Origin of the sequence: Phytobacter palmae (genome assembly GCF_039409775.1) — a bacterium.
Taxonomy (GTDB): Bacteria; Pseudomonadota; Gammaproteobacteria; order Enterobacterales; family Enterobacteriaceae; genus Phytobacter; species Phytobacter palmae.
The window spans coordinates 52,924-76,441 of record NZ_JBCIVJ010000019.1 but is presented as its reverse complement, the minus strand read 5'-3'; the positions used below and the strand labels follow the sequence as shown (position 1 = coordinate 76,441).

Annotated in this window: 22 protein-coding genes; 6 read left to right on the top strand and 16 right to left on the bottom strand. The window is 55.0% G+C overall.

Translation table 11 applies throughout. From position 1 onward, the window contains the following. Positions 1-35: 35 nt before the first annotated feature. The 4 genes from ubiB to udp form a co-directional block, all read right to left on the bottom strand. A complete protein-coding gene (ubiB, locus tag AAIG39_RS20250) occupies positions 36-1,676 on the bottom strand; it encodes a ubiquinone biosynthesis regulatory protein kinase UbiB (protein ID WP_090088514.1) in 1,641 nt (546 codons plus the stop codon). Beyond that, complete coding sequence (gene ubiJ / locus AAIG39_RS20245) at positions 1,673-2,278, bottom strand: ubiquinone biosynthesis protein UbiJ (protein ID WP_249572448.1); 606 nt, start codon at positions 2,276-2,278, stop codon at positions 1,673-1,675. Before ubiJ ends, ubiB begins: the two co-directional genes overlap by 4 nt. Before the next feature lie 11 nt (positions 2,279-2,289). Further along, on the bottom strand, positions 2,290-3,045 hold the full coding sequence (ubiE, locus tag AAIG39_RS20240; protein ID WP_343194581.1) for a bifunctional demethylmenaquinone methyltransferase/2-methoxy-6-polyprenyl-1,4-benzoquinol methylase UbiE: 756 nt from the start codon (positions 3,043-3,045) through the stop codon (positions 2,290-2,292). A 244-nt stretch (positions 3,046-3,289) separates the two neighbouring features. Further along, positions 3,290-4,051: a uridine phosphorylase gene (gene udp, locus AAIG39_RS20235; RefSeq protein ID WP_039077056.1), complete on the bottom strand. Its 762-nt coding sequence runs from the start codon at positions 4,049-4,051 to the stop codon at positions 3,290-3,292. A 255-nt stretch (positions 4,052-4,306) separates the two neighbouring features. Here udp and AAIG39_RS20230 point away from each other — a divergent pair, with 255 nt between their 5' ends. Further along, on the top strand, positions 4,307-5,119 hold the full coding sequence (locus AAIG39_RS20230) for a dienelactone hydrolase family protein (protein WP_090088510.1): 813 nt from the start codon (positions 4,307-4,309) through the stop codon (positions 5,117-5,119). 72 nt (positions 5,120-5,191) lie between these two features. Here AAIG39_RS20230 and AAIG39_RS20225 read toward each other — a convergent pair whose 3' ends face one another. From AAIG39_RS20225 to AAIG39_RS20205, 5 genes are read right to left on the bottom strand one after another with little or no spacing between them, the layout of a single operon-like run. Then, on the bottom strand, positions 5,192-5,743 hold the full coding sequence (locus AAIG39_RS20225) for a histidine phosphatase family protein (protein ID WP_249572449.1): 552 nt from the start codon (positions 5,741-5,743) through the stop codon (positions 5,192-5,194). Further along, entirely contained in the window at positions 5,734-6,798 is a 1,065-nt protein-coding gene (locus AAIG39_RS20220) for an MBL fold metallo-hydrolase (RefSeq protein ID WP_249572450.1), read from the bottom strand. Before AAIG39_RS20220 ends, AAIG39_RS20225 begins: the two co-directional genes overlap by 10 nt. Continuing rightward, the gene (locus AAIG39_RS20215; RefSeq protein ID WP_090088504.1) at positions 6,795-7,823 is read right to left on the bottom strand and encodes an ABC transporter ATP-binding protein; all 1,029 of its coding nucleotides are present in this window, start codon (positions 7,821-7,823) and stop codon (positions 6,795-6,797) included. The genes AAIG39_RS20220 and AAIG39_RS20215 overlap by 4 nt, the downstream gene beginning before the upstream one ends. Beyond that, positions 7,811-9,523, bottom strand: a complete 1,713-nt coding sequence (locus AAIG39_RS20210) for an ABC transporter permease (protein WP_249572452.1) — start codon at positions 9,521-9,523, stop codon at positions 7,811-7,813. Before AAIG39_RS20210 ends, AAIG39_RS20215 begins: the two co-directional genes overlap by 13 nt. 3 nt (positions 9,524-9,526) lie before the next feature. Next, positions 9,527-10,504 (bottom strand): ABC transporter substrate-binding protein, encoded by a 978-nt coding sequence (locus AAIG39_RS20205; protein ID WP_090088534.1) that lies wholly within the window; start codon positions 10,502-10,504, stop codon positions 9,527-9,529. A gap of 135 nt (positions 10,505-10,639) precedes the next feature. On the opposite strand from AAIG39_RS20205, the gene AAIG39_RS20200 reads away from it, so the two are divergent. Beyond that, positions 10,640-11,404, top strand: coding sequence for a DeoR/GlpR family DNA-binding transcription regulator (locus AAIG39_RS20200; protein ID WP_343194580.1), 765 nt, complete (start codon positions 10,640-10,642; stop codon positions 11,402-11,404). 32 nt (positions 11,405-11,436) lie between these two features. Here the strand turns inward: AAIG39_RS20200 and metE are convergent, their stop codons facing one another. After that, a complete protein-coding gene (metE, locus tag AAIG39_RS20195; RefSeq protein WP_090088497.1) occupies positions 11,437-13,698 on the bottom strand; it encodes a 5-methyltetrahydropteroyltriglutamate--homocysteine S-methyltransferase in 2,262 nt (753 codons plus the stop codon). Between the two features lie 235 nt (positions 13,699-13,933). Here metE and metR point away from each other — a divergent pair, with 235 nt between their 5' ends. Then, positions 13,934-14,887, top strand: coding sequence for an HTH-type transcriptional regulator MetR (metR, locus tag AAIG39_RS20190; RefSeq protein ID WP_090088495.1), 954 nt, complete (start codon positions 13,934-13,936; stop codon positions 14,885-14,887). On the opposite strand, the gene AAIG39_RS20185 is transcribed toward metR, so the two are convergent. The 3 genes from AAIG39_RS20185 to pldB all read right to left on the bottom strand — a co-directional run bounded on the left by AAIG39_RS20185 (position 14,775) and on the right by pldB (position 17,576). After that, entirely contained in the window at positions 14,775-15,674 is a 900-nt protein-coding gene (locus AAIG39_RS20185) for a carboxylate/amino acid/amine transporter (RefSeq protein ID WP_090088493.1), read from the bottom strand. The two genes, metR and AAIG39_RS20185, sit on opposite strands and share 113 nt — an antisense overlap. 79 nt (positions 15,675-15,753) lie before the next feature. Then, positions 15,754-16,554, bottom strand: coding sequence for a sugar/pyridoxal phosphate phosphatase YigL (gene yigL / locus AAIG39_RS20180; protein ID WP_090088491.1), 801 nt, complete (start codon positions 16,552-16,554; stop codon positions 15,754-15,756). A 26-nt stretch (positions 16,555-16,580) separates the two neighbouring features. Then, positions 16,581-17,576: a lysophospholipase L2 gene (gene pldB, locus AAIG39_RS20175; RefSeq protein ID WP_090088487.1), complete on the bottom strand. Its 996-nt coding sequence runs from the start codon at positions 17,574-17,576 to the stop codon at positions 16,581-16,583. Between the two features lie 105 nt (positions 17,577-17,681). Here pldB and rhtB point away from each other — a divergent pair, with 105 nt between their 5' ends. Further along, positions 17,682-18,302, top strand: coding sequence for a homoserine/homoserine lactone efflux protein (rhtB, locus tag AAIG39_RS20170; protein ID WP_090088485.1), 621 nt, complete (start codon positions 17,682-17,684; stop codon positions 18,300-18,302). A gap of 114 nt (positions 18,303-18,416) precedes the next feature. On the opposite strand, the gene rhtC is transcribed toward rhtB, so the two are convergent. The 3 genes from rhtC to pldA all read right to left on the bottom strand — a co-directional run bounded on the left by rhtC (position 18,417) and on the right by pldA (position 21,869). After that, positions 18,417-19,040 carry a threonine export protein RhtC gene (gene rhtC / locus AAIG39_RS20165; protein WP_343194579.1) on the bottom strand — a complete coding sequence of 208 codons (624 nt, stop codon included), beginning with the start codon at positions 19,038-19,040 and terminating at the stop codon, positions 18,417-18,419. A gap of 61 nt (positions 19,041-19,101) precedes the next feature. Then, positions 19,102-20,928 (bottom strand): ATP-dependent DNA helicase RecQ, encoded by a 1,827-nt coding sequence (recQ, locus tag AAIG39_RS20160; RefSeq protein ID WP_343194578.1) that lies wholly within the window; start codon positions 20,926-20,928, stop codon positions 19,102-19,104. Between the two features lie 65 nt (positions 20,929-20,993). Next, positions 20,994-21,869, bottom strand: coding sequence for a phospholipase A (gene pldA / locus AAIG39_RS20155; protein ID WP_090088478.1), 876 nt, complete (start codon positions 21,867-21,869; stop codon positions 20,994-20,996). A gap of 159 nt (positions 21,870-22,028) precedes the next feature. On the opposite strand from pldA, the gene yigI reads away from it, so the two are divergent. Both yigI and rarD read left to right on the top strand, forming a co-directional pair. Further along, a complete protein-coding gene (gene yigI / locus AAIG39_RS20150) occupies positions 22,029-22,496 on the top strand; it encodes an acyl-CoA thioesterase YigI (RefSeq protein WP_090088475.1) in 468 nt (155 codons plus the stop codon). A 51-nt stretch (positions 22,497-22,547) separates the two neighbouring features. Further along, positions 22,548-23,435 carry an EamA family transporter RarD gene (gene rarD, locus AAIG39_RS20145; protein ID WP_090088474.1) on the top strand — a complete coding sequence of 296 codons (888 nt, stop codon included), beginning with the start codon at positions 22,548-22,550 and terminating at the stop codon, positions 23,433-23,435. The last annotated feature ends 83 nt before the right edge of the window (positions 23,436-23,518 follow it).

The following is a 23,518-nucleotide window of genomic DNA, read 5'->3' as shown; positions in this document are numbered from 1 at the left end:
ATACGTTACCGTGCCTCCCAGGGGCGATGTGAAAATCAGCGAGTTTTGCGCCAACCGACAATCCAGGTTAACAAACCGATAGCCATTAACCAACCCGGCGAGTAACCCCACTCCGGTCGGTTAATCAGCAACAGGGTTCCACTCACCATCAGCGTCGCGCCGATGCCAAACAGATAACGGGATTGACCCTGGCGCACATGATGGGTCTGCAACTCGTTCGCAATCCTGTCGACGCTATGTTGCAATTGCTTACCCTGTCGCAAGCTGTTGTATACCAGTTCAGGAAGCTCTGGCATTTTCTCGATCCAGAAGGGGCCTTTCTCTTTCACCGCTTTTAACAACGCCGGTATACCCACCTGATCTTTAATCCACGACTCCAGGAATGGCTTCGCCGTTTTCCATAAATCCAGCTGCGGATAAAGCTGACGTCCCACGCCTTCAATATAAAGCAGGGTTTTCTGCAACAGTACCAGCTGCGGCTGGACTTCCATATTGAAGCGGCGTGCGGTGTTAAACAGGTTCAGCAACACATGGCCAAACGATATTTCCGCCAGCGGCTTTTCAAAAATCGGTTCGCACACGGTACGAATGGCGAACTCGAAATCTTCGACGTTGGTATCCGGCGGCACCCAGCCGGAATCAACATGCAGCTCAGCCACTTTACGGTAGTCACGATTGAAGAAAGCGATAAAGTTTTCCGCAAGATAACGCTTATCTTCTTTGTTCAGCGACCCGACGATCCCGCAGTCAATACCGATATACTGTGGATTTTCCGGGTGTTCAAAGCTGACGAAAATATTACCCGGATGCATATCTGCATGAAAGAAACTGTCGCGAAAGACCTGGGTGAAGAACACCTGAACACCACGTTCAGCCAACAATTTCATGTTGGTACCGTTTTTCTCCAGTGTCGCCACATCGGAGACAGGGATGCCGTAGATGCGCTCCATCACCATCATATTCTGGCTACAGTAGTCCGGATACACTTCGGGGATATAGAGCATCGGGCTATCTTCGAAATTACGTCGCAGCTGGATAGCGTTCGCCGATTCACGGAGTAAATCGAGTTCGTCGATCAACGTTTTTTCGTACTCGCGCACCACTTCTTGCGGGCGCAGACGACGCCCGTCCGGCAGCAAACGCGGCACCCAACCGGCCAGACGGTAAATCAATTTTAAGTCCGCTTTGATAATCGGCAGAATGTCCGGGCGGATAACTTTAATGACCACCTCTTTGCCGTTCTCTTTCAACCGCGCGGTATGAACCTGGGCAATGGAGGCGGATGCCAGCGGTTCAATCTCGAAATCATCAAACCATGCATCAACGGGCAGACCGCCCATCGCTTTTTCAATCTGTTGTTTGGCAAGAACGCCATCGAAAGGAGCCACTTTGTCCTGCAACATGGCCAGTTGATCGGCGATGTGCGGGGGGAAGAGGTCGCGTCGGGTAGAGAGCATTTGCCCGAATTTAATCCATACCGGACCTAACTCCTGTAGCGCCAGGCGTAAGCGTACCCCAAGCGCTTTCTCTTTATGCCGGTTGGGCATCCAGAAAAGCGTGCGTCGCCAGAGTCGCAGCGGCAACGTAATACGCATGACAGGGATAAGCTCATCAAGGCCGTAACTCAAAAAGGTCTGGATGATGAAATAGAGGCGCCGTATTTCTCCTGGCGTCATTTGCCCTCCAGTTTATCCAGGCGTTGGCTGAATGCCTCAACCGCACGTTCCATAGCGGCTGTTTCTTCCGCAAACCAGGCCACTTCCAGTGCCCCTGGAGCCAGACGCCATTCTTCGGTAATAACTTCTGCCACATAGCGCTGCTGGCGCTCAAAGCCATGGCGCACCAGAAACACGCCATTACGCAGCGCCTTGCCAATCCCCTCAGCAGCGACATCGCCGGTATAAGGGGCCAGCAGTTCCGCGACATCGAATTCGGCCAGGTCCATCAGCGCAACAAGATTTTGCACCACCTGGATATCGCCCTGCACTTCCAGTTCGCCCGAGCGAATCAGCGCAGTTAACTGCTTTCTGTCGCGCAGCCCGGGCAAAACGCGAAGCTGGGTAATTACCGTGCAATCAGCTTCGCCTTCCCATTCGCCCAGCACATCGACCTGGCGTTCACTAAAAGCCAGCACCAGCGGCGAAGCAAACTCTTTTAGCGCAATGCGCAACACTTTTCCCTGCAATCGCTGACGGGCAGGTTTAAGCGCCCGCTCGCGATAAAAAAAGGTATTCAGCACACGCTCAACACCCGCAGTCACCAGTGGCTTAAAAGGCATGTGAACTCCTGTCAGAACTTGTAGCCACGATGCAGCGCAACAATGCCTGCGGTCATGTTGTAGTAATCGACATTTTCAAACCCCGCGCTCTGCATCATCGCTTTCAGGGTTTCCTGATCCGGGTGCATGCGGATGGATTCCGCCAGATAGCGGTAACTTTCCGCATCGCTGGCTACCAGTTGCCCGATGCGCGGCAGCACATGGAACGAGTAGGCGTCATACACTTTGCTCAGCGGTTCAATAATCGGTTTGGAAAACTCCAGCACCAGCAGGCGTCCACCCGGTTTAAGAACGCGGTACATGGAACGCAGGGCGCTCTCTTTTTCAGTGACGTTACGCAAACCAAAAGAGATGGTGATGCAGTCAAAGGTGTTGTCCGGGAACGGCAACGCTTCGGCATTCGCCTGGACATATTCGACGTTGCCGATAACACCGATATTGCGCAGTTTTTCGCGGCCCATTTTGAGCATGGACTCGTTAATATCTGCCAGCACAACCTGACCTGTTTCGCCGACCAGACGAGAGAATTTAGCCGTCAGGTCGCCGGTTCCCCCGGCCAAATCGAGAACTTTTTGTCCGCGACGCACGCCGCTACAGTCGATCATAAAACGTTTCCACAAACGGTGAATGCCCATCGACATTAAGTCGTTCATGACATCATATTTTGCGGCCACCGAGTGGAACACATGTGCCACCATCTCGGCTTTTTGATCTTTGGCGACGGTCTGAAAACCAAAGTGCGTCGTCTCTTTTGAATCTTCCGCCATCTTAGTGCCTGCTATTGAAGAAAATGTTCGTGAAGTGTAACAGATTGGGCGAGATTGCCCTATGTTTCAACCTTCCGCTGAACAGTTCATTAAGCCCATGTTCGGAAAGTGTCGGGATTGAATCGGTTGTTTTTATTGTGAACTGCAAACGTGGCAGGCGGGCGAAATACGGATTAATCCCGCCTCTGGAAACAGCAGATAAACAAAAGGCCGGACATGCCGGCCTTCATACACAAGGAACCCTTTACAGCAGACGGCGCGCGGCTTCCACCACAATTTTCACCGCATGGCTTTCCGTTTGCTTCATGGTCTCAGCGTTTGGAATTTCCTGCTGAGTACGGTTGACGATAACGCCCGCCACCATCCCGGCACGCAGGCCCTGGCTGGAGCACATGGTCAGCAATGTTGCTGATTCCATTTCGTAGTTCATCACGCCCATTGACTGCCACTCTTCCATAGAACCTTTGAAACGGCTCACCACGCGACCAGAGAAGGTGTCATAACGTTCCTGGCCTGGATAGAAGGTATCCGATGAGGCGGTCACGCCGATATGGGTGGTTGCCCCAACCTCTTTCGCCGCAGCCACCAGCGCGGTGGTGCACTCGAAGTCAGCCACGGCCGGGTATTCCATCGGCGCAAAATGCAGGCTTGCACCGTCCAGACGTACGGAGGCGGTAGTCACCAGTACATCGCCAACGTTAATGTTTGGCTGAATAGCGCCTGTCGTACCGACACGCAGGAAAGTGCGGATACCCAGTTGGGCCAGTTCTTCCACAGCGATAGAGGTTGACGGGCCGCCGATACCGGTGGAGCAGACAATGACAGCTTTGCCATCCAGTTCAGCGCGCCAGGAGGTGAACTCGCGATGAGATGCCAGCTTAACCGGCTTATCCATCAGCGCGGCGATCTTTTCCACACGCTCTGGATCGCCCGGAACGATGGCAAGCGTAGCCCCTTGTAAATCGTTTTTGGTGAGGCCGAGATGAAAAACATCAGACTTGGACATAAAAACTCCTCTGTGATCAGGTTTAGTCAGAAGAAGCAAAACGGTACTTTACAGAAGGCATGCGCTTAATTTCGTGACTCAGATCGCCATGATGCAATTTGTTTGCATAACATTTCCATAAAATAGTGATAAACATCACATTAACACATTCAACCTTTTCGCCCTGCTCAAAAGATAGCCTTTTTCGTACAGGATGATTTGCGCTCTGTCGGACTATAGTTAGTGGAGCGCTAAATAAAGGGTATGGAGAACGCCATGACAACAAATACATTACCGGGCTTCGCACCGGCGGCATCACCTCACGCTTCAACCACACTACACACCCCGGAAGACGCCATCATCGCAGGCGAAACCACGATTCCAAGCCAGGGCGACAGCATGCCTGCCTACCATGCGCGGCCTAAAAATGCCTCAGATCCCCTGCCCGTTGTACTGGTGATTCAGGAAATCTTTGGCGTACATGAGCATATTCGCGACCTTTGCCGTCGCCTTGCCCTCGAAGGGTATCTGGCCGTGGCACCGGAACTCTATTTTCGTCAGGGCGATCCGAATGATTTCGCCGATATTCAGACCCTTTATGATGGACTGGTCATGAAGGTACCCGATGCGCAAGTGCTGGCCGACCTCGACCATGTTGCCAACTGGGCGGCACGTAACGGCGGTGATGCCCATCGCCTGCTGGCGACCGGTTTTTGCTGGGGGGGAAGGATTGCCTGGCTGTACGCGGCGCATAACCCGCAACTGAAGGCAGCGGTCGCCTGGTATGGAAAACTGGTGGGACAAAAATCACTGAATTCACCGAAACATCCGGTAGATATCGCCACCGACCTCAATGCGCCAGTGCTTGGTCTGTATGGCGCGCAGGATACCGGGATCTCTCTGGAGACTGTCGACATAATGCGTCAGGCGTTACGCGCCGCCAACGCGCACGCCGAGATCGTTGTTTACCCTGATGCCGGGCACGCGTTTAACGCCGATTATCGTCCAAGCTACCATGAAGAATCGGCCAAAGATGGCTGGCGCCGGATGCTGGAGTGGTTCGCCCGCTACGGCGGCGTATCACGCTAATACTGCCCATGCGGTGCGACACAGGAAAATATGGCCTGTGTTGCCCGCAGCACTTCTTGTATCTCGTGCCGCTTAATCGCGTTCCGCCAGTGGGACAATCTGCCACTCTTGTGGCGTTTCGCCGGGAGAGATCCACATAGGCACCGCGTTACCCACGCGATCGCCATAAGGCGTGCCGAAGGCGTGGTAACGGATCACCCGGTAAACACCGGAATGCGCCACAATCAACGGCGTGTCATATTTTTCCAGCAGGCTGTTAAGGGCATCCGTGACGCGGGTGCAAAACGTCTCCCAGCTTTCGCCGCCAGGAGGCGTGCTTTCATAGGGGGTCAGCTCGGCCAGCGGACGGTTTTCCAGCTCGCCCCAGTCGCGTTCACATAAATCCGGCATAACAACATGCTCCGCGCCAGGCAGTGCCAGTTCAAGGGTACGCTGAGCCCGCCTGAGCGAACTCACCGCCACCCCATTCCAGTCATAACGGCCCAGAATGGGTGCAGCGGAACGCGCCTGCTGCTCCCCTTCGTCGGTCAGCGGCACATCCGTACTCCCGCCAATCACTTTATCGCGGTTAAGCGGCGTCTCGCCGTGGCGAACGAAAACAAAGGGTTTGCATATCAGTGGCATAGTTCCACCCCCAAAATATTCTGTGTAACGATGTGACATCCAGGTGCGAACTGCCAGTGCTGAATGTCCTCTACATGAGTAAACATCGGCACCAGCCTGCTGCACTTTAGCATCGACACTAACAACATTAAGGTATTGAGAGTTGGATGCACATTCCAGCGACAAAAATCCACATCACCGGCCAGCCATTGTTGATGATTAAGGCGATTCATATGACCCGTAAACAGCGTTCGGTGATGGAAATCTTTGCGTCGACGCAGTTCGCCCGCCATCCCACTTTGCCCATCAGGATCTGCTGCCAGTATCAGCGATGACTGAGCGGAAAACGCCGGAAGCGTGCGCAAAAGCTGCTGCAAATCCGCCTCCACCTCCTGGCGCAAACTGCCGTCATTATGCGCGGCCATTTGCCTGAGCATCTCCTGACAAGGCGCATCAAGTACGATGTCGGTACGTCCCTCACGCGCTAACAGCAGCGCCAGTTCCACCGCCCGGCCTGACGGCGGCACCGGACACAGCACAGGCAGCGTCAGACGTTCGCGCAATTTATCCCACTGCTGACGTTGCGAAACGTTATAGAGCCCGTATGACGCATCCACCAGCGCTGTCTGTGCAGGCGGCGGTGTGTCAAAGCGAAACAGCGCCGATTCCATGCTGATATCGCCGCTATAAAACAGGCCGCCTGCCACATCAAGATGAAACCACACCCCACCCCAGGCGTGTCCGCAACTGCCCGTTGTCACCGTTATGTCGCCCAATCGGAATTGGCCACGCACCGCAATAGGGTGGACGTTATGCCCAGCGGGTAATGATTGTGCCGTGGTCTGCGTACAATAAACCGGAATGTGCGGCGCAAGACGATGTAAACCGCCAATATGATCGACATGATCATGGCTTAACAGGATCGCATCGATCTTTTCCGGTACTGGCCAGAGTTCCGCATGCGGATCCAGCGCACCGCCTGCATCCAGTAAAATACGTTGCCGGGGCGTAGAAACCAGAATCGCTGCGGGAGCTTTATGTCCTGTCCCGCTGATAATCTCAATCTGTACCGTCACGCCGCCTCCAGGCACCATCCCTGCATCAGGCGCACGCCTGTGCTCTGCTGTTCTCGCAACGGTAAAGAATGGAAAGCACTTAAGCGCTGTCCGTCCGGCAGACGCAGTTCCAGCAGGTAGCGTTCTCCCTGGAAAATGCAACTTTCCACCGTTGCCTGTAAGCCCGTATCACCCACCACGACATGTTCCGGACGAACCAGGACCTGCTGACGCGGCTGGGTAGTGTCGGGCGCGAGACCTTCATGCAGTTGCAGACTATCCAATTGCGATGCCGGGTGCCGGGCCGCCAGCGACAGAATGCTTCCTTTGCCGATAAACCTGGCCACCCAGGCATTTTGTGGATGCTGATACAGCGTCTGCGGCGCACCCCACTGCATTAATTCCCCCTGATGCATCACTGCAATATGGCTGGCCAGCGCCATCGCTTCGGCCTGATCATGGGTGACATAGACGAATGTCGCCCCGGTACGACGGTGAAACTCGCGAAACGTCTGCTCCATGGTGGCGCGCAGATGACGGTCAAGGTTCGCCAGCGGTTCATCCAGTAACACCACTTCCGGTTCCGACACCAGGCAACGGGCCAGTGCCACACGCTGACGTTGACCGCCGCTGAGTTCCTGCGGCGAGCGCCCGGCATAAGCGCCAAGTTCCACCACATCCAGCGCTTCCATCACCTGCTTCTGGCGCGCAGCGCCATTCACTTTGCGCAATTTCAGCGGATAACCCACGTTTTCCGCCACTGTCATATGTGGCCAGAGGGCATAAGACTGAAACACCATTCCCATATCGCGGGTCTCCGGCGGCATATGCACCCGCGCGTCTGCCAGCAGGCGATCCCCCAGCAACAAACGTCCGGAGGAGAGATGTTCAAGCCCGGCGAGTATCCGCAGTGTGGTGGTTTTGCCGCAGCCACTCGGCCCCAGCAGCGCGGTGAACGCCCCTTCTGGAATGGTCAGGTTCAGATCCCGCACGACAGCCTGTTCACCAAATACCTTGTTCAGCCGTTCCAGTTTTAGCTCTGCCACGGGATAACTCCTTTGGGTAAATATTTGCCAAGACTACTCAGCAATAACATGACGCAGGCCACCAGCCCCACGACTAACACGGAAATCGCCGAGGCCAGCACCTTGTTGCCGCTTTCGTCGAGATTAAAAATCACCACGCCGAGCGTCTCTTTGCCCGCGCTCCACAATAGCGCCGAGACGGTCAGTTCATTAACGGCGGTCAGAAAGACCAGCAGCGCCCCGGCAAATGCGGCGGGAGCGAGCAACGGCAGCACAATATGGCGTAGACGCTGAGAGAAGTTGGCACCGGCCAGACTTGCCGCCTCTTCCATCGCCGGATCGAGCTGCAGCATGCTGTTATGCACCGGCTTTAGGCAGACCGTCAGGAAGCGGGCAAGGTAGGCGAGGAAAATGATGGTCAGCGTCCCGCTCAGGCTGATGCCCACCAGCGGCAGCGGACGGGCAAACAGCAAAATAAAAGCAATTGCCAGCACCACGCCCGGCAGGGTGTAGGGAATATCAATAACGCTGTACAACCACCGTAGCGGGCGGCTGGGGAAACGCACCAGCAGCCACGCCAGCGGCAGACACAGCAACATCAAAACCAGCGAGGCGCTCACGGAAAGCGTGATGCTGTTAGTAAGTGCTCGCCAGGTGGCGCTCTGGTTATCAAACATCGCTCCCCAGGCGGCAAAGGTCAGCGTATCGGCATTCAGCGGCACGCCCAGGGTGGGGACCAGTGACGTTGCAATCAACGCCAGCAGCGGTGCCAGCAGAATGGCGAATAACACCATCCCCAGCAGCACTTCGGTCGCCAGTCGCCATTTGCCTAACTGAAAACTGAGCGCCCGCCCGGCCATTCCGATAAGCGGTAAAGCATGGCGGCGCTGCATAACGCCCTGCAAGGTCACGATACCAATGGCGAGAATGCCCATCAGCACAGACAGCGCCGCAACGTCATTTAGCATCGACGGACCAAAGCTGGAGAGCGTCTGGTAAATCTGAATCGGCAGAACGAAATAGGAAATGGGTATACCGAGCATGGCGGGAATACCGAAGTTACCCAGTGCGGAGACAAACGCAATCGCCGCTCCGGCCCACAGCGCGGTGCGGCATAGCGGCAATACGATATCAATAAATACCCGCCACAACGACGCGCCATTCAGACGCGCGGCTTCTATTTGCTCTTTTGGCAGGCACTGTAACTGCGTGCGCAGGGCCAGAAAGACCAGCGGTGCATGCTGGATCCCAAGCAACAGCGCTATGCCTTCCGGCGAATAAAGAGGATTGCTACTGCCAAACCCCGGCGCAAGCCCGATACTGTTGAGCAAAATGCTGCTGGGGCCAAACAGCTGCAGCCAGCTCAGGGCGGTGACCTGCGGGGGGATCATCATCGGCAACATGAACAAAAAGACCCAAATCCGCTTGCCGCGAATATCGGTCAGGGCCAGGCAAAAGGCAAAAAAACTGCCCAACAGCAGCGACAGCACCGTGCCCAGGCCGCTGGTATAGAGACTGTTGTACAGCGCAACCCAGGTGGATTCACTGCTCAACACTCGCCACAGGCTACTGTGGCTACCTTGCTGCCAGTCAAAGAGGGCGGAAAAAAGCAGTCGCAGGCTGGGAAGCAGGCTCAGCAAAGCGATCAGCGCGAGTAAAAGCCATAGCAGCCCTTTCGGCGGGCTGCTGGCGGCAGACTGATTCAGTGTCATGTCCGTCATGACTTAGCGGTTCCCGAACAGATCGGCAAAACGCTTTTTGTTTGCTTCGGTATCAGCCAGCGCTTTTGCCGGGTCGTATGGCATCAGTTTAATGGTGTCACGCGCCGGGAAACCCTGCGGAACCGGCAAACTGGCGTCCGCCGTCAGGTAGCCCTGTTTGAGCACCAGCTTCTGCCCGTCTGCGGAGAGGACAAAATCAATGAAGGCTTTCGCACCCTCAGGGTTTTTCGCCCCTTTCATCATGGCAACCGGCTCGGTGACGATGCTGACACCCTCTTTCGGGAAGACGAACTCAATCGGCGCGCCTTTGGCTTTCTCGCGGATCGCCATGTAATCCACCAGTACGCCGTAGGCTTTGCTGCCGGAGGTGATAGCACTCATCACGCCGCCATTACCACTCTGCGGCATCGCGCCGTTTTCTTTCAGTTTCTCGTAATACTGCCAGCCCAGTTGCGGATCATTCATTAACGTCGCCATATGAATCTGCGCGGCGCCGGAATAGAGCGGGCTTGGTAAGGTGGTCATGTTTTTCAGCTCAGGCTTGAGCAGATCCTGCCAGGATTCTGGCTTCACCGGGGCTTTGCTGTGATACGCAATGCCCGTGGTGATAAGTTTCGTGCCGTAGTAGTAACCATCTTTATCATACAACTGTGCATCGTAGCGGCTGGCCTGCGGTGATTTGTAAGCCGTCAGCAGATTTTGCTGTTTCAGAGACTCCATCGACACGCTATCAGCAATGAGTAAGACATCCGGGCTGGCGCCACCGGCAGAAATTTCGGCCTGCATACGGGCAATCAGCTTTGCGGTCCCATCGCGAATCCATTTTACTTCGACGTCCGGGTGCGCCTGTTCAAAAGCGCTCACCGTCATTTGCGCGTCTTCGGTTGGCTGGCTGGTATAAAGCGTCAGAGTGGATTTTGCGAAAGCGCTACCACTCATGAAAGCCAGCAAAGCCGCTGCCAGCGCAATTTTCTTACTCATGGTTTCGTCCCCTTGGTTTTCGTTGTGACGATTAAAACAAGGGAATCTGACAGAAATATGACCCGTTTTTTTCGTAGTAATAATTTCATATTCGCCGGATAGCATGAGCGCAAATCCCCACTGCCGGATGCAAATATGACTCCAGAAGCACGTCGCAGCGCGATTGTCGCCATCGTGACAGAGCACGGTGAGAGTAGCATTGAACAACTGGCGCACTATTTCGGCGTCTCGCTGCAAACCGTGCGCAGCGATTTGCGTGAACTCACCGCGCAAGGGCTGTTATTGCGCCGTCATGGCATGGTCGCCCCTTTCGCTCGCGAAAATATTGGTTATCAACAGCGCGAGATCGTCAACGTTAACGGCAAACGCTGGATTGGCGAACGGGTCGCGCAGTTACTCAGCGAGGCGCAAAGCTGCTTTCTCGGTACCGGCACCACGGTGGAAATGGTAGCGCGTGCCCTGCCGGACGATATCCGTCTGGCGGTGTGTACCAATAACCTGCACGCCGCCACCCCGCTTAGTCTGCTCCCTGGTTGCGCACTGACTGTCGCAGGCGGTCGTGTGCGTAAGCGCGATCTGGATGTGATCGGCAGTGACGCTCTGACCTTCTTTCGCCGTTATCGCGTGGATATCGGCGTGGTGTCTGTCGGCGGCATTGGCGAAGAGGGTGAGTTATATGATTTCAACGACGAAGAGGTGGTGGCACGTCAGGCGCTGGTCGCCAGCGCGGAAGTCAATGTGCTGGTGGTCGACAGCACCAAGTTTGGCCGCCGGGCGATGTGCCGCAACGGCGATATCGGCGACTTTCATTATGTGGTGAGCGACAGAGCCCCCACAGGCCGCCAGCGCGACTTGCTGACACAGCGCCGTACACAGTGGCTGTGTCGGGAAGAGGAATAGCGCACCATCCTGACCGGACGGTGTGCTGAGCATTACGCCTGGCGCAGGTTCTGCGCCGCTTTTACCATGTTTGCCAGCGCGGCGCGGGTCTCTGGCCAGCCGCGCGTTTTCAGGCCGCAGTCCGGGTTCACCCACAGACGCTCAGCCGGAACACGCTGCGCCGCTTTTTTCAGTAAGGCTTCGATCCACTCCACGCTCGGTACGTTCGGCGAGTGAATGTCATATACGCCCGGCCCGATTTCATTCGGATAATCGAACTCTTTGAACGACTCCAGTAGTTCCATATCAGAACGCGAAGTCTCAATAGTGATCACATCGGCATCCAGCGCAGCGATGGAATCCATGATGTCGTTAAACTCGCAATAACACATGTGGGTGTGGATCTGGGTGTCATCTCTCACCACGGCCGCACTGATGCGAAAAGCCTCCACGCCCCACTCCAGATACGCATCCCAGTCGCGACGGCGCAGCGGCAGCCCTTCACGCAGGGCCGGTTCGTCAATCTGGATGATGCCAATACCGGCGGCTTCCAGATCTGCTACTTCATCGCGCAGCGCCAGCGCAATCTGTCTGGCGATGGTTTCCCGGCTCACGTCTTCACGCGGGAAGGACCAGCACAGAATCGTCACCGGTCCTGTCAGCATGCCTTTTACCGGCTTGTTGGTGAGTGACTGGGCGTACTTCGCCCACTCCACGGTGATCGCTTCCGGTCGGCTGACATCGCCAATCACCACCGGCGGCTTCACGCAGCGGGAGCCGTAGCTCTGCACCCAACCGTTCTGGGTAAAGACAAAACCGTCGAGATGCTCGCCAAAGTATTCCACCATATCGTTACGCTCGGCCTCACCGTGGACCAGCACGTCCAGGCCTAAATGCTCCTGCTCTACAATCGCCTGCCTGATGTGTTCAGCGATACCGGTACGGTAGTTGTTCGCATCCAGATTGCCCTTTTTAAAGTCCAGGCGCAGACCACGGATCTCGGTGGTCTGCGGGAAGGAGCCGATGGTCGTCGTCGGCCATGCGGGCAGGTTAAAGCGGGCGCGCTGTGCTTTGGCACGCTCTTCATAAGTGCTGGTACGCTGGCTGTCCTCTGCAGTTATAGCTGCAAGACGCTGCGCAACAGCGGTATTGTGCACACGGGTTGAGTGGCGGCGCGCCTGAATCGGGGCGCTCCATGCCTCAATTGCAGTGGTATCTCCGCTGTTCAGCGCATCACGCAATAGCGCCAACTCTTCACATTTTTGCAGAGCGAAGGCAAACCAGCTCTTCACCTCCGCATCGAGACGCGTCTCCACGCTCAGATCAATCGGGCTGTGCAGCAGGGAACACGAAGAGGCTACCCACAACGGGCGTTGCCCTGCCACCGCTTTAATCTGTGCATATTTCGCGCTCAAATCGGCACGCCAGACGTTACGACCGTTCACCAGCCCTGCCGAGAGCAGCCAGTCAGCGGGCAGGCGTGCGTGCAGTTCAGCAACGTCATCTTTACCGTGAATCAGATCAACGTGCAGACCCTGCACTGGCAGCGTGATAATGGTGTCGAGGTTCGGCGTCACACCTTCGAAATAGGTGGTCAACAGCAGTTTCACCTGGCCTGTAAGTGCGTCATAAGCCGGTCTGAAGGCATCCAGCCATTCTTGTGGCAGCTCAAGTACCAGCGCGGGTTCGTCGATCTGTACCCACCCGATGCCGCGTTTTGCCAGCTCAGCCAGCACCTGCTGGTAGACCGGCAGGATGTCATTGAGCAGGCTCAGGCGGTCAAACGGCTCACCTTTCACTTTCCCCAGCCACAGGTACGTCACTGGCCCCAGCAGGACAGGCTTCACCTTGTGGCCCAGCGCCAGCGCCTCATCCACTTCATCCAGCAGTTGCGTCCAGGTCAGTTTGAACTGCTGACCTTTCACGAACTCCGGCACCATATAGTGATAGTTGGTGTTGAACCATTTAGTCATTTCCGCCGCTGCCGCCGGTTCACCGGTGGGTGCGCGGCCACGACCTATGCGAAACAGGGTGTCGATATCGACGGAGCCGTCGCTGTTCTGATGACGAGCCGGGACGTTGCCGAGCAGCAGGCTGGTGGTCAGAACATGGTCGTACCAGGCGAAATCCCCCACCGGCAGCAGATCGATGCCCGCCGCTTTTTGCTGATCCCAGTGGCGAGCACGCAGTTCGCGCCCTGTCGCCAGCAGCTCTTCACGGGAGGAGTTACCCGCCCAGTAACTTTCTTGCGCTTTTTTCAGCTCGCGACGCAGGCCAACGCGAGGAAAACCGAGGGTGTGATTCAGTATTGTCATTTTACTTCCTCTAATTATATGTAAAGCCTATGGATTTTGAATTCAGGGAAGGCTGCCAGGTTGCTCATCCCCGGCTGCTTACTGGGGTAAGTGACCGGGGCGAGTAAACGCAGCCAACGCACCATAAATTTAAAAGACGAAGGATTTTGGACGTCCAGATGTTTACACATCCATATTTGGCGGTTACTGTATATTCCTCAAGCGCAAATTTGTCATGCCGAAGTGAAGGACTTTCATGATCGAAATTAAACATCTGAAAACGCTACAGGCGTTACGGAACTGCGGGTCGCTGGCTGCCGCGGCGGCGGCATTGCATCAGACGCAATCCGCACTTTCCCACCAGTTCAGCGATCTGGAACAGCGCCTTGGCTTTCGGCTCTTTGTGCGCAAAAGCCAGCCTCTACGCTTTACGCCGCAAGGAGAAATCCTGCTGCAACTGGCGAATCAGGTACTGCCGCAAATCAGCAGCGCATTACAGGCCTGCAATGAGCCGCAACAGACCCGCCTGCGAATCGCGATTGAATGCCATAGCTGTATTCAGTGGCTGACCCCGGCGCTGGAGAGTTTCCGCACCCAATGGCCACATGTGGAAATGGATTTTAAATCGGGCGTCACCTTCGACCCGCAACCCGCTCTTTCGCAGGGCGAGCTGGATCTGGTGATGACCTCTGACATCCTGCCGCGCAGCGGTTTGCACTATTCGCCGATGTTTGATTTTGAAGTGCGTCTGGTACTCTCCCCGGATCACCCACTGGCCTCACGCACACGGATCACCCCGGAAGATCTGGCTACAGAGACATTACTGATTTATCCGGTGCAGCGTAGCCGCCTTGATATCTGGCGTCATTTTCTGCAACCGGCAGGCATCAGCCCGCAGCTTAAAAGCGTGGACAATACGCTGCTGTTGATTCAGATGGTGGCGGCGCGGATGGGCATAGCCGCCCTGCCGCACTGGGTAGTAGAAAGTTTTGAACGCCAGGGTCTGGTGGTGACCAAAACCCTGGGCGAGGGATTATGGAGCCGGTTGTACGCTGCTGTACGCGATGGCGAGCAGCGCCAGCCAGTCACCGAGGCATTTATTCGCTCAGCGCGGAACCACGCGTGCGACCATCTGCCCTTTGTGCGGAGCGCGGAGCGACCCAGCGCCGATGGACCCATAGCGAGGCCAGTATCACCGTCCCACCAATGATAAAACTCGGCCAGTGCGGCTGCTCCTGCCAAATGGCAAGGTTAACCAGCAGCCCGGCCGGGACATGTACGTTATTCATGATGCCAAGCGTACCGGCATCCACCTGCGTAGCCCCGTAGTTCCACATAAAATAGCCCAGCCCGGAAGCCACTACTCCCAGCCACACCAGAATGCCCCATTGCAGGTTGGTGGTCGGCAGTTTTTGCGCATTCCCCAGCAGGAACCAGGCGATAACAGCCACGATAGCGGCACCAAGATAAAACCACGCAAATGCGTTGTGCTGCGGCATCGGGCGCGTTTCCATCAGACGCTTATACCCCACCATGCCAATGGCAAAACTGATATTGGCGAGCTGCACAAACATCAGGCCCGTCCAGAAGTGATCGCTGACTTTGTCATAGCGGATAATCGCCGCGCCAACTACCGCCAGTAGCGCGCTGAGGGCGTAGCCCCAGCGTAAGCGCCGCTTGCTGAGAAGATCATAAATCAGCGTGATATAAAGCGGCGTCAAAACGGTGAATAGCAGGAATTCCGACACGCTCAAATAGAGGTAAGCACGGAAGCTGAACAGGTACATGATGCCAAGCTGCATCGCCCCCACCAGCATATAGAGCAGGATCGTTTTAAGCGTCTGTCCACGGGGGCGCAGGAACGGTAAGAAAACCAGAGCCGCCAGCCCCACGCGCATCAGCACCGAAAAATAGCTGTCGACGTGCCCGGCAAGATACTCGCCAATCAGGCTAAAGGAAAAGGCCCACAGGATGGTGGTGATGATGAGTAACGCCACAATGAATGTCTCTCAGGATAAGGAACACTCATTGTAGCGAAGTATTAAGTTGACAACTGGTCAATAAACGACCATTAGATCAGCTCAGATAGAGTTTACGCAGGTAATTCGGCACGGCGTTATCGGCGTTGGTGCCAATGACTTCCAGTTCCGGATGCAAATCCTTCAGGCGCTGATGCGCATTACCCATAATGCAACCTTTACCGGCCATGGAGAGCATTTCCGCATCATTCATGCCATCGCCAAACGCAATGCACTCTTGCAGACTGTAACCGAGCGCTTTCGAAACAGCTTCCAGCGCGTGCCCTTTCGACACACCGCCGGCCATGACTTCCAGGCAGGTCAGCGTCGAGAAACTGACATTCACGCGATCGCCCCAGCGGGCATTAATCGCCTGCTCCAGCGGCAGCAATTGTTCGTGGGTTTCGCAGGTAAAGAAGACTTTGCTGATACCCTCAGGCTCCAGCATGCCCGGCTCATACAGGGAATACTGGAAAATCGCCTCTTTGAAGAAACGCATTTCATCCGGGCGGTGGCGGTTCATAAACCACTCATCATCGCGATACACATTAGTGATGATGTCCGGGTTGTTATGCACCACGCCAAACAGATCGCTGGCAATATCCCGATCCAGGTTATGAGTGAACACCAGATTGCCATCGGTATCGTGAACACGCGCGCCGTTAGAGGTGATCATGTATGCCTTGATCCCCAGATTATCGCGGATTTGCCCGACATCCACGTGATGGCGACCCGTCGCGAAAACGAAGTTCACTCCGCGCCCGGTGAGCAGCTTCAACGTTTCTTTCGCGTATGGGGAGAGTGTGTGGTCGGGGGAGAGCAATGTGCCGTCTAAATCAGACGCAACAACCTGATACATAGGAAACGTTAACCTCAATAATTCATTTAGTTATACCGATCGAAAAAATCGACGATAGCGTTGAGCGCGACTGAGCGCATGGCGTCCTCTTCAAAGAGGATCTCATGGTACGCGCCCTTGATGACAAGCGGCTTCCCCCCTTCGCAGGGATGGCCCGCCGCGGCGCGCATTTCACAAAAGCGATCGTGCATGCGGTTATCAACAACACGCTCTTCTTCTGCCTGAATAATTAACATGGGCGAAGTATCTGATGCGGCACCTGCCAGCACCTGCTCCCCGGCCAGGATGCCTTCCCGCACCCAGTGCCAGGTTGGGCCTCCCACGCGCAGTTGAGGTTCGTCGGCGTAAAAACGAAGATTGCGCCGATAGCGTTCGCGGCTGTGGGTCAGCGTGTTAATCGCAAAGGGCAGTGCATGCCAGCGACCGGTGCCAATGGCATAATTCTCGCGAATACGCGGGTAACCTTCCGCCCAGTCCAGCAGCGGACGCACCATCCAGTCCGGCAGATGGATAATAATGCCGAACATCGGCGCGCAGAGGGCGATGGCATCACAGTTGGCCTGTGGATAGCGTTGCACAAAGAGCGTGGCAATCGCTCCTCCCATCGAATGGGCCAGAATATAACGCTTACGCCACGGGCCGGGAGCTACCTCCTGTTCCCAGAACGCCGTCAGATCATCAACATAATCACTGAAATTGACCACATGGCCGCGATGAGAATCTTCCAGCAAGCGACCGGAACGCCCCTGACCGCGGTGGTCGATGATGAGCACATCAAAGCCGAGATGGAAGAGGTCATACGCCAGTTCAGCATACTTCACGTAGCTTTCAATTCGACCCGGGCAAACCACGATAACCCTGTCATGCCTGGCGGCATGGAAACGGACAAAGCGCACCGGGACATTATCCACACCGGTAAATTCTGCCTCTTCCCGTTGCCGCCAGAAGTCGGTTAACGGGCCAGTGGCAAAGGCGGCAAACGCGCTTTCTCTGGTTTCCCACTCCTTGTTTCGCCGGAACATTGGCTACGCCCTCACTTGCGCAACAAAAACGTTTTTGTGACCTGTAGCTAATTCCGCTAACAATAGCGTATTGTGGCATAAAAACAGACAATCAGGGAGTTTCTCATGACCTTCGAGTGGTGGTTCGCTTATCTGCTGACATCGATCATTCTCAGCTTATCACCCGGCTCCGGCGCGATTAATACCATGACCACCTCGATAAGCCACGGTTATCGCGGCGCTGCGGCGTCCATTGCCGGGCTACAAACCGGCTTAGGCATTCACATTGTGCTGGTCGGCGTGGGTCTGGGTACCCTCTTCTCACGCTCGGTACTGGCATTTGAAGTGCTGAAATGGGCCGGGGCTGCTTATCTGATTTGGCTCGGTATCCAGCAGTGGCGCGCTGCGGGGGCGATAGATCTCAACACCCTTGCACATACGCAATCACGTACACGTCTGTTTAAACGCGCGGTTTTCGTCAACCTGACGAACCCCAAAAGCATCGTTTTTCTGGCCGCACTGTTCCCGCAATTTATTGTGCCAAATCAGCCGCAGGTGATGCAGTACGTGGTACTCGGCGTAACCACTATCGTTGTGGATATTATCGTGATGATTGGCTATGCGACGCTGGCGCAACGTATTGCCGCATGGATTAAAGGTCCGCGCCAGATGAAAGCGTTGAATAAGGTGTTTGGTTCGTTGTTTATGCTGGTGGGAGCGCTACTGGCATCGGCAAGACATGCCTGAGGTGACGGTAATGTCGTCCGCGTGAACGCCTTATCCTGTCTATCATCGTAGCCCCGGCCAGCGGTCGCGCCACCGGGCATATGGCCGGATGGTAGGCGCCATCCGGTATAACCCTCAGCGCGAAATAATCAGATGGATGCCGAAACCTGCGAACAGCGCACCGGCAAAACCATCAATCCACTTCGCCAGACGCTGATAACCACGGCGCATCGCCGGTAAGGCAAACAGACTTGCCACCACGGTAAACCAGGCGAAGGTTTCCAGCGTGATCAGCATAAAGATCCCCCAGCGCGCACCTGCGCCCACGCTGTCGCCGACAAACAGTGAAAACACCGAACCGAAATAGATAATCGCTTTTGGATTCGCAAGGTTCGTCAGAAGCCCCTTCATAAAGCTTCGACCGCTGCTGGTTGCCAGTTCAATCTGCGGCGCATCGGCTTTTTTCTCTTCTTTTTTCAGCGCGCCACGCAGCATCTGGTAACCCATCCAGCACAGGTACAGGCCGCCGCCGACCATGATAATACTGTGCAGCCACGCCATTTTTTCGAGGATCAGGTTAAGACCAAGCAGAGCAACGCCTGCCCACACCATCACGCCAGTGGTAATCCCGAGCACACCCATCATCGCCTCTTTGCGGGAGCGGCTGACGGCAGTTTGCGACACAAAGAAGAAATCCGGACCGGGGCTCATCAGGGCAACAATGTGCACCAGGGCGACGGTGAAAAACAGCATTAACATGGTTAACTCGCGGGAAAATAATAAAGTGAGTCACTATCCTGGCACTTTTCGTCCGTGCTGACTACTCATCATCACCATCAACATGGGCACGAATCAGCGCCATAAACTCCTGGCCAAAGCGCTCAAGCTTACGAACCCCAACACCGTTAACACCGAGCATTTCGCCTGGCGTAATGGGCATCTGTTCGGCCATCTCTATCAGCGTTGCGTCATTGAATACCACGTACGGCGGCACGTTATTTTCATCGGCAATCGCTTTACGCAATTTGCGTAGCTTCGCAAAGAGTTTGCGGTCATAGTTGCCGACCGCCGCCTTTTGCATCACGCGGGATTTCAGGGCCACCATGCGCGGTACAGCCAACTGGAGCGGTACTTCGGCACGCAGCACCGGGCGAGCGGCTTCGGTCAGTTGTAATGCGGAGTGCTGCGCAATGTTTTGCGTGACCAGGCCTAAATGAATAAGCTGGCGGATCACACTTACCCAATGCTCATGGCTCTGCTCACGGCCAATACCGTAGACCGGCAGTTTGTCATGACCAAGGTCGCGGATACGCTGGCTGTTGGCGCCCCGCAGCACTTCTACCACATAGCCCATACCGAAACGCTGATTCACCCGATAGATAGCGGAAAGTGCCTTCTGCGCATCTTTTAGTCCGTCATACTGACGTGGTGGATCAAGGCAAATATCGCAGTTACCGCAAGCTTCCTGGCGCCCTTCGCCAAAGTAATTGAGCAAGACCAGGCGGCGGCAGGTTTGCGCTTCGGCAAACGCTCCCATCGCATTGAGCTTATGGCGCTCAATGTCCTGCAACTGTCCGGGGGGTTTTTCTTCAAGACAACGACGCAGCCAGGCCATATCTTCCGGCGCGTAAAACAGCATCGCCTCGGCGGGCAGACCATCACGCCCGGCACGACCAGTTTCCTGGTAGTAAGACTCGATATTACGTGGAATGTCAAAGTGAACCACAAATCGCACGTTGGGTTTGTTGATCCCCATGCCGAACGCGACGGTCGCGACCACGATTTGCAGATCGTCGCGCTGGAACTTCTCCTGCACGCTGGCGCGTACCTCGTTTTCCAGCCCGGCATGATACGCCGCAGCGCTAAAGCCCCGGCTTTGCAGGCGAGCGGCAGTGTCTTCCACTTTCGCCCGGCTGTTGCAGTATATAATTCCGGACTTGCCGCGCTGGTCATGTACGTAGCGTAGAAGCTGATCGAGCGGTTTGAATTTCTCCATCAGCATATAGCGGATATTGGGGCGGTCAAAACTGCTGATCTGAATCAGCGGATCGTTCAATCCCAGCAGACGTTCAATATCGCGACGTGTGGTGTCATCCGCCGTGGCGGTCAATGCCATAAAAGGCACAGACGGCAGATACTGACGAAGCTGGCCGAGTGCGGCATATTCCGGGCGGAAATCATGACCCCACTGCGAGATACAGTGCGCTTCATCGACCGCCAGCAGTACCGGATTCCAGTGCGTCAGTTGCTCAAGGAAGTTATCAAGCATCAGCCGCTCGGGAGCAATATAAAGCAGACGGATTTGTCCGGTGCGGCAGCCAGCCATCACCTCAAGCTGCTGTTCACGACTTTGGGTTGAGTTCAGGCAGGCCGCGGACACGCCATTCGCCAGTAACTGATCAACCTGATCTTTCATCAGGGAGATCAGCGGCGATACCACCACCGTAAGACCGGGCAGAATCAGTGCCGGAATTTGATAACAGAGCGATTTGCCGCCACCGGTAGGCATGACAACCAGACAGTCGCGGCCGCCGAGCACGGTATCAATGATATGTTGCTGACCCGGACGGAACTGCTGGTAGCCGAAGGTTTCCCGTAAAACTTCCAGGGCTGTCGATTCCAGATTCAATACTTCCGCCTGCGCCACATGTACTCCACTCGACAAAATAAAACAGGCGCTATTTTCAGCGCCTGCTCATGAAACTGCAATGCTTAAAACAGATCGTTAAGCATAACGCCGACACCGACACGCGTCTGATTGAAATTGTAGTCAATTAACGACTCGCCATAACCGCTGTACACCTGGGTGTAGAAGCGGACATGTTTGGTAATCGGATAGCTTACGCCGACCTCTGCACCACCGTAGCCAGTGTTCCAGTTGTACTGTCCTTTGACGCTGAAAATGGCATCGCCATACTGGTAACCGACGCGCAGTTGATAGTGGCCCAGATATTTAGTGATATCCGGGTTATCGTCGGTGTTCCCCACAACATACCAGGGTTTTACTTCCACCAGCCAGTTGCCGTTTTGCGCCATCAAACGCGTATAGAGGCGGTTCCAGCTACGCGATGTGGGATCAGAACGGCCATTGGAGTCATGGTTAAAGCCAAACTCAATATCGCGCAACGTCCAGCCCGCAAAGCTGTAATCGGTGGCGAAACCGAGAAACATTTGAGGTTCATAGTTAGTTTCACGAAATGGCGAAGAAGCCGGCTCCTTCGTATTAGAAAGCTGCCACCACGATTTTTGTGTATAGGAAGCGCCCAACACGGAATTCGGACCGAGTATTCCGCGCCACAGAGGGAATGCCAGGCTGAGCTGGAATTTTACTTCATCCTTACGCGCTTCATCAGACCAGCTATACGAACGAATGGCTTCCTTGTTCATGTCGCTGGTGTAGGTATAAAGCAGGTAGTTCGATTCGTACGGATAGAGCGTGAACGGATTATCATGCTCCTGCAGCATATTCGCGATAATACTACCGCGCACAGCTGGCGCATCATGAACTTCTTTTACTGTCGCTTCCTGCGCAAAAGCCGCAAAAGGCAGCGCACACAATGCCACAAACCAACCCAGAAACGTCCGCATCGGTTTTCTTCCCCTGAACAATGTTGATGAACTGAATATTTTTACAACATCTATTCTACATATTTATTGAGACGCTGCGCAGGTATCCTTTCTTAAACTGGAATTCAACAATTTAGAGGCATAAAATCAACATTTCATTAACCTAACGGAAGAGCCACTATGTCTGCCGTCCTCACAGCAGAATCCGCATTAAAACTGGTGGGTGAGATTTTCGTCTACCATATGCCCTTCAATCGCGCGCTGGGTCTGGAGCTTACTCGCTACGAGAAGGATTTTGCCCAACTCAGCTTCAATAATCAGCCCATGATGGTGGGAAACTGGGCGCAGAGCATTTTACACGGCGGGGTTATTGCCTCCGCGCTGGATGTCGCCGCAGGTCTGGTGTGCGTTGGCAGCACGCTGACGCGCCATGAAACCATCACCGAAGAGGAATTGCGCGCTCGTCTGTCGCGAATGGGCACCATTGATTTGCGTGTCGACTATTTACGCCCGGGTCGAGGCAATCGCTTCACCGCCACCAGTACGCTACTGCGTGCTGGAAATAAAGTTGCGGTCGCCCGTGTTGAGCTACATAACGAAGAGCAGCTCTATATCGCCAGCGCTACAGCAACCTATATGGTGGGTTGAGCGGCAATAATCGGGTAAAATGTCGATACTTTTCAGCAAAGAGTTTTCCTGATGGATGCAAAACAGACGCGGTTGGGAGTGATACTTGCTCTGGCCGCTTATTTTATTTGGGGTGTCGCGCCAGCCTATTTCAAAGTCATATGGTTTGTTCCCGCCGACGAAATTCTGACTCACCGAATTATCTGGTCCTTCTTCTTTATGATCGCCCTGATAAGCCTCAGCCGTCAGTGGTCGCAGGTGAAACAGCTTTTACGTACGCCAAAGAAAATCTTTCTGTTAGCGGTATCCGCCGTTCTCGTTGGCGGAAACTGGCTGCTCTTTATCTGGTCAGTTAACAACCACCATCTCCTGGAAGCAAGCCTGGGCTATTTTATTAACCCGCTGGTTAATATCCTGCTGGGAATGCTCTTCCTTGGTGAACGTTTCCGACGCATGCAGTGGCTGGCGGTAATACTGGCTGCCAGTGGCGTATTAGTACAGTTATGGGCCTTCGGTTCCTTGCCGATTATCTCGCTGGGTCTGGCCTTTAGCTTCGCCTTCTATGGGCTACTGCGTAAAAAAATCGCCGTCGACGCGCAAACCGGAATGCTGGTGGAAACACTGTGGTTGCTCCCTGTTGCGGCTATCTGGCTGTTTGGGTTTGCCAACAGCGCTACCAGCCATATGACGCAAAATAGCTGGTCGCTTAATTTGCTCTTGATGGCTGCCGGGGTGGTCACCACTGTTCCTCTGCTGTGCTTTACCGGGGCGGCGATGCGTCTGCGCCTGTCGACGCTGGGTTTCTTCCAGTACATTGGCCCAACGCTGATGTTCCTGCTGGCGGTGACGTTTTATGACGAACATCCGGGCATGGATAAAATGGTGACATTCGGGTTTATTTGGGTAGCTCTCGCTATATTCGTGATGGACGCACTGTACACTCAGCGCAGAGGTCGATAATTCCCGGCATCGGGCGGCAGACGCTTCGGCCTTTCTCGTTGCGGATGACAATCCGCAAACAGGCGGCATCAGGACTCCGTATC

Excerpts from the sequence above, each read along its gene's own strand:
- rhtC (WP_343194579.1), bottom strand. The coding sequence starts at position 19,040 with ATGTTAATGCTGTTTTTCACCGTCGCCCTGGTGCACATTGTTGCCCTG.
- pldA (WP_090088478.1), bottom strand. The coding sequence starts at position 21,869 with ATGCGGACGTTTCTGGGTTGGTTTGTGGCATTGTGTGCGCTGCCTTTT.
- metE (WP_090088497.1), bottom strand. The coding sequence starts at position 13,698 with ATGACAATACTGAATCACACCCTCGGTTTTCCTCGCGTTGGCCTGCGT.
- ubiJ (WP_249572448.1), bottom strand. The coding sequence starts at position 2,278 with ATGCCTTTTAAGCCACTGGTGACTGCGGGTGTTGAGCGTGTGCTGAAT.
- AAIG39_RS20225 (WP_249572449.1), bottom strand. The coding sequence starts at position 5,743 with ATGCCACTGATATGCAAACCCTTTGTTTTCGTTCGCCACGGCGAGACG.
- yigI (WP_090088475.1), top strand. The coding sequence starts at position 22,029 with ATGTCTGCCGTCCTCACAGCAGAATCCGCATTAAAACTGGTGGGTGAG.
- rarD (WP_090088474.1), top strand. The coding sequence starts at position 22,548 with ATGGATGCAAAACAGACGCGGTTGGGAGTGATACTTGCTCTGGCCGCT.
- rhtB (WP_090088485.1), top strand. The coding sequence starts at position 17,682 with ATGACCTTCGAGTGGTGGTTCGCTTATCTGCTGACATCGATCATTCTC.
- pldB (WP_090088487.1), bottom strand. The coding sequence starts at position 17,576 with ATGTTCCGGCGAAACAAGGAGTGGGAAACCAGAGAAAGCGCGTTTGCC.
- AAIG39_RS20205 (WP_090088534.1), bottom strand. The coding sequence starts at position 10,504 with ATGAGTAAGAAAATTGCGCTGGCAGCGGCTTTGCTGGCTTTCATGAGT.
- ubiB (WP_090088514.1), bottom strand. The coding sequence starts at position 1,676 with ATGACGCCAGGAGAAATACGGCGCCTCTATTTCATCATCCAGACCTTT.
- yigL (WP_090088491.1), bottom strand. The coding sequence starts at position 16,554 with ATGTATCAGGTTGTTGCGTCTGATTTAGACGGCACATTGCTCTCCCCC.
- AAIG39_RS20200 (WP_343194580.1), top strand. The coding sequence starts at position 10,640 with ATGACTCCAGAAGCACGTCGCAGCGCGATTGTCGCCATCGTGACAGAG.
- udp (WP_039077056.1), bottom strand. The coding sequence starts at position 4,051 with ATGTCCAAGTCTGATGTTTTTCATCTCGGCCTCACCAAAAACGATTTA.
- ubiE (WP_343194581.1), bottom strand. The coding sequence starts at position 3,045 with ATGGCGGAAGATTCAAAAGAGACGACGCACTTTGGTTTTCAGACCGTC.
- AAIG39_RS20210 (WP_249572452.1), bottom strand. The coding sequence starts at position 9,523 with ATGACGGACATGACACTGAATCAGTCTGCCGCCAGCAGCCCGCCGAAA.
- metR (WP_090088495.1), top strand. The coding sequence starts at position 13,934 with ATGATCGAAATTAAACATCTGAAAACGCTACAGGCGTTACGGAACTGC.
- AAIG39_RS20230 (WP_090088510.1), top strand. The coding sequence starts at position 4,307 with ATGACAACAAATACATTACCGGGCTTCGCACCGGCGGCATCACCTCAC.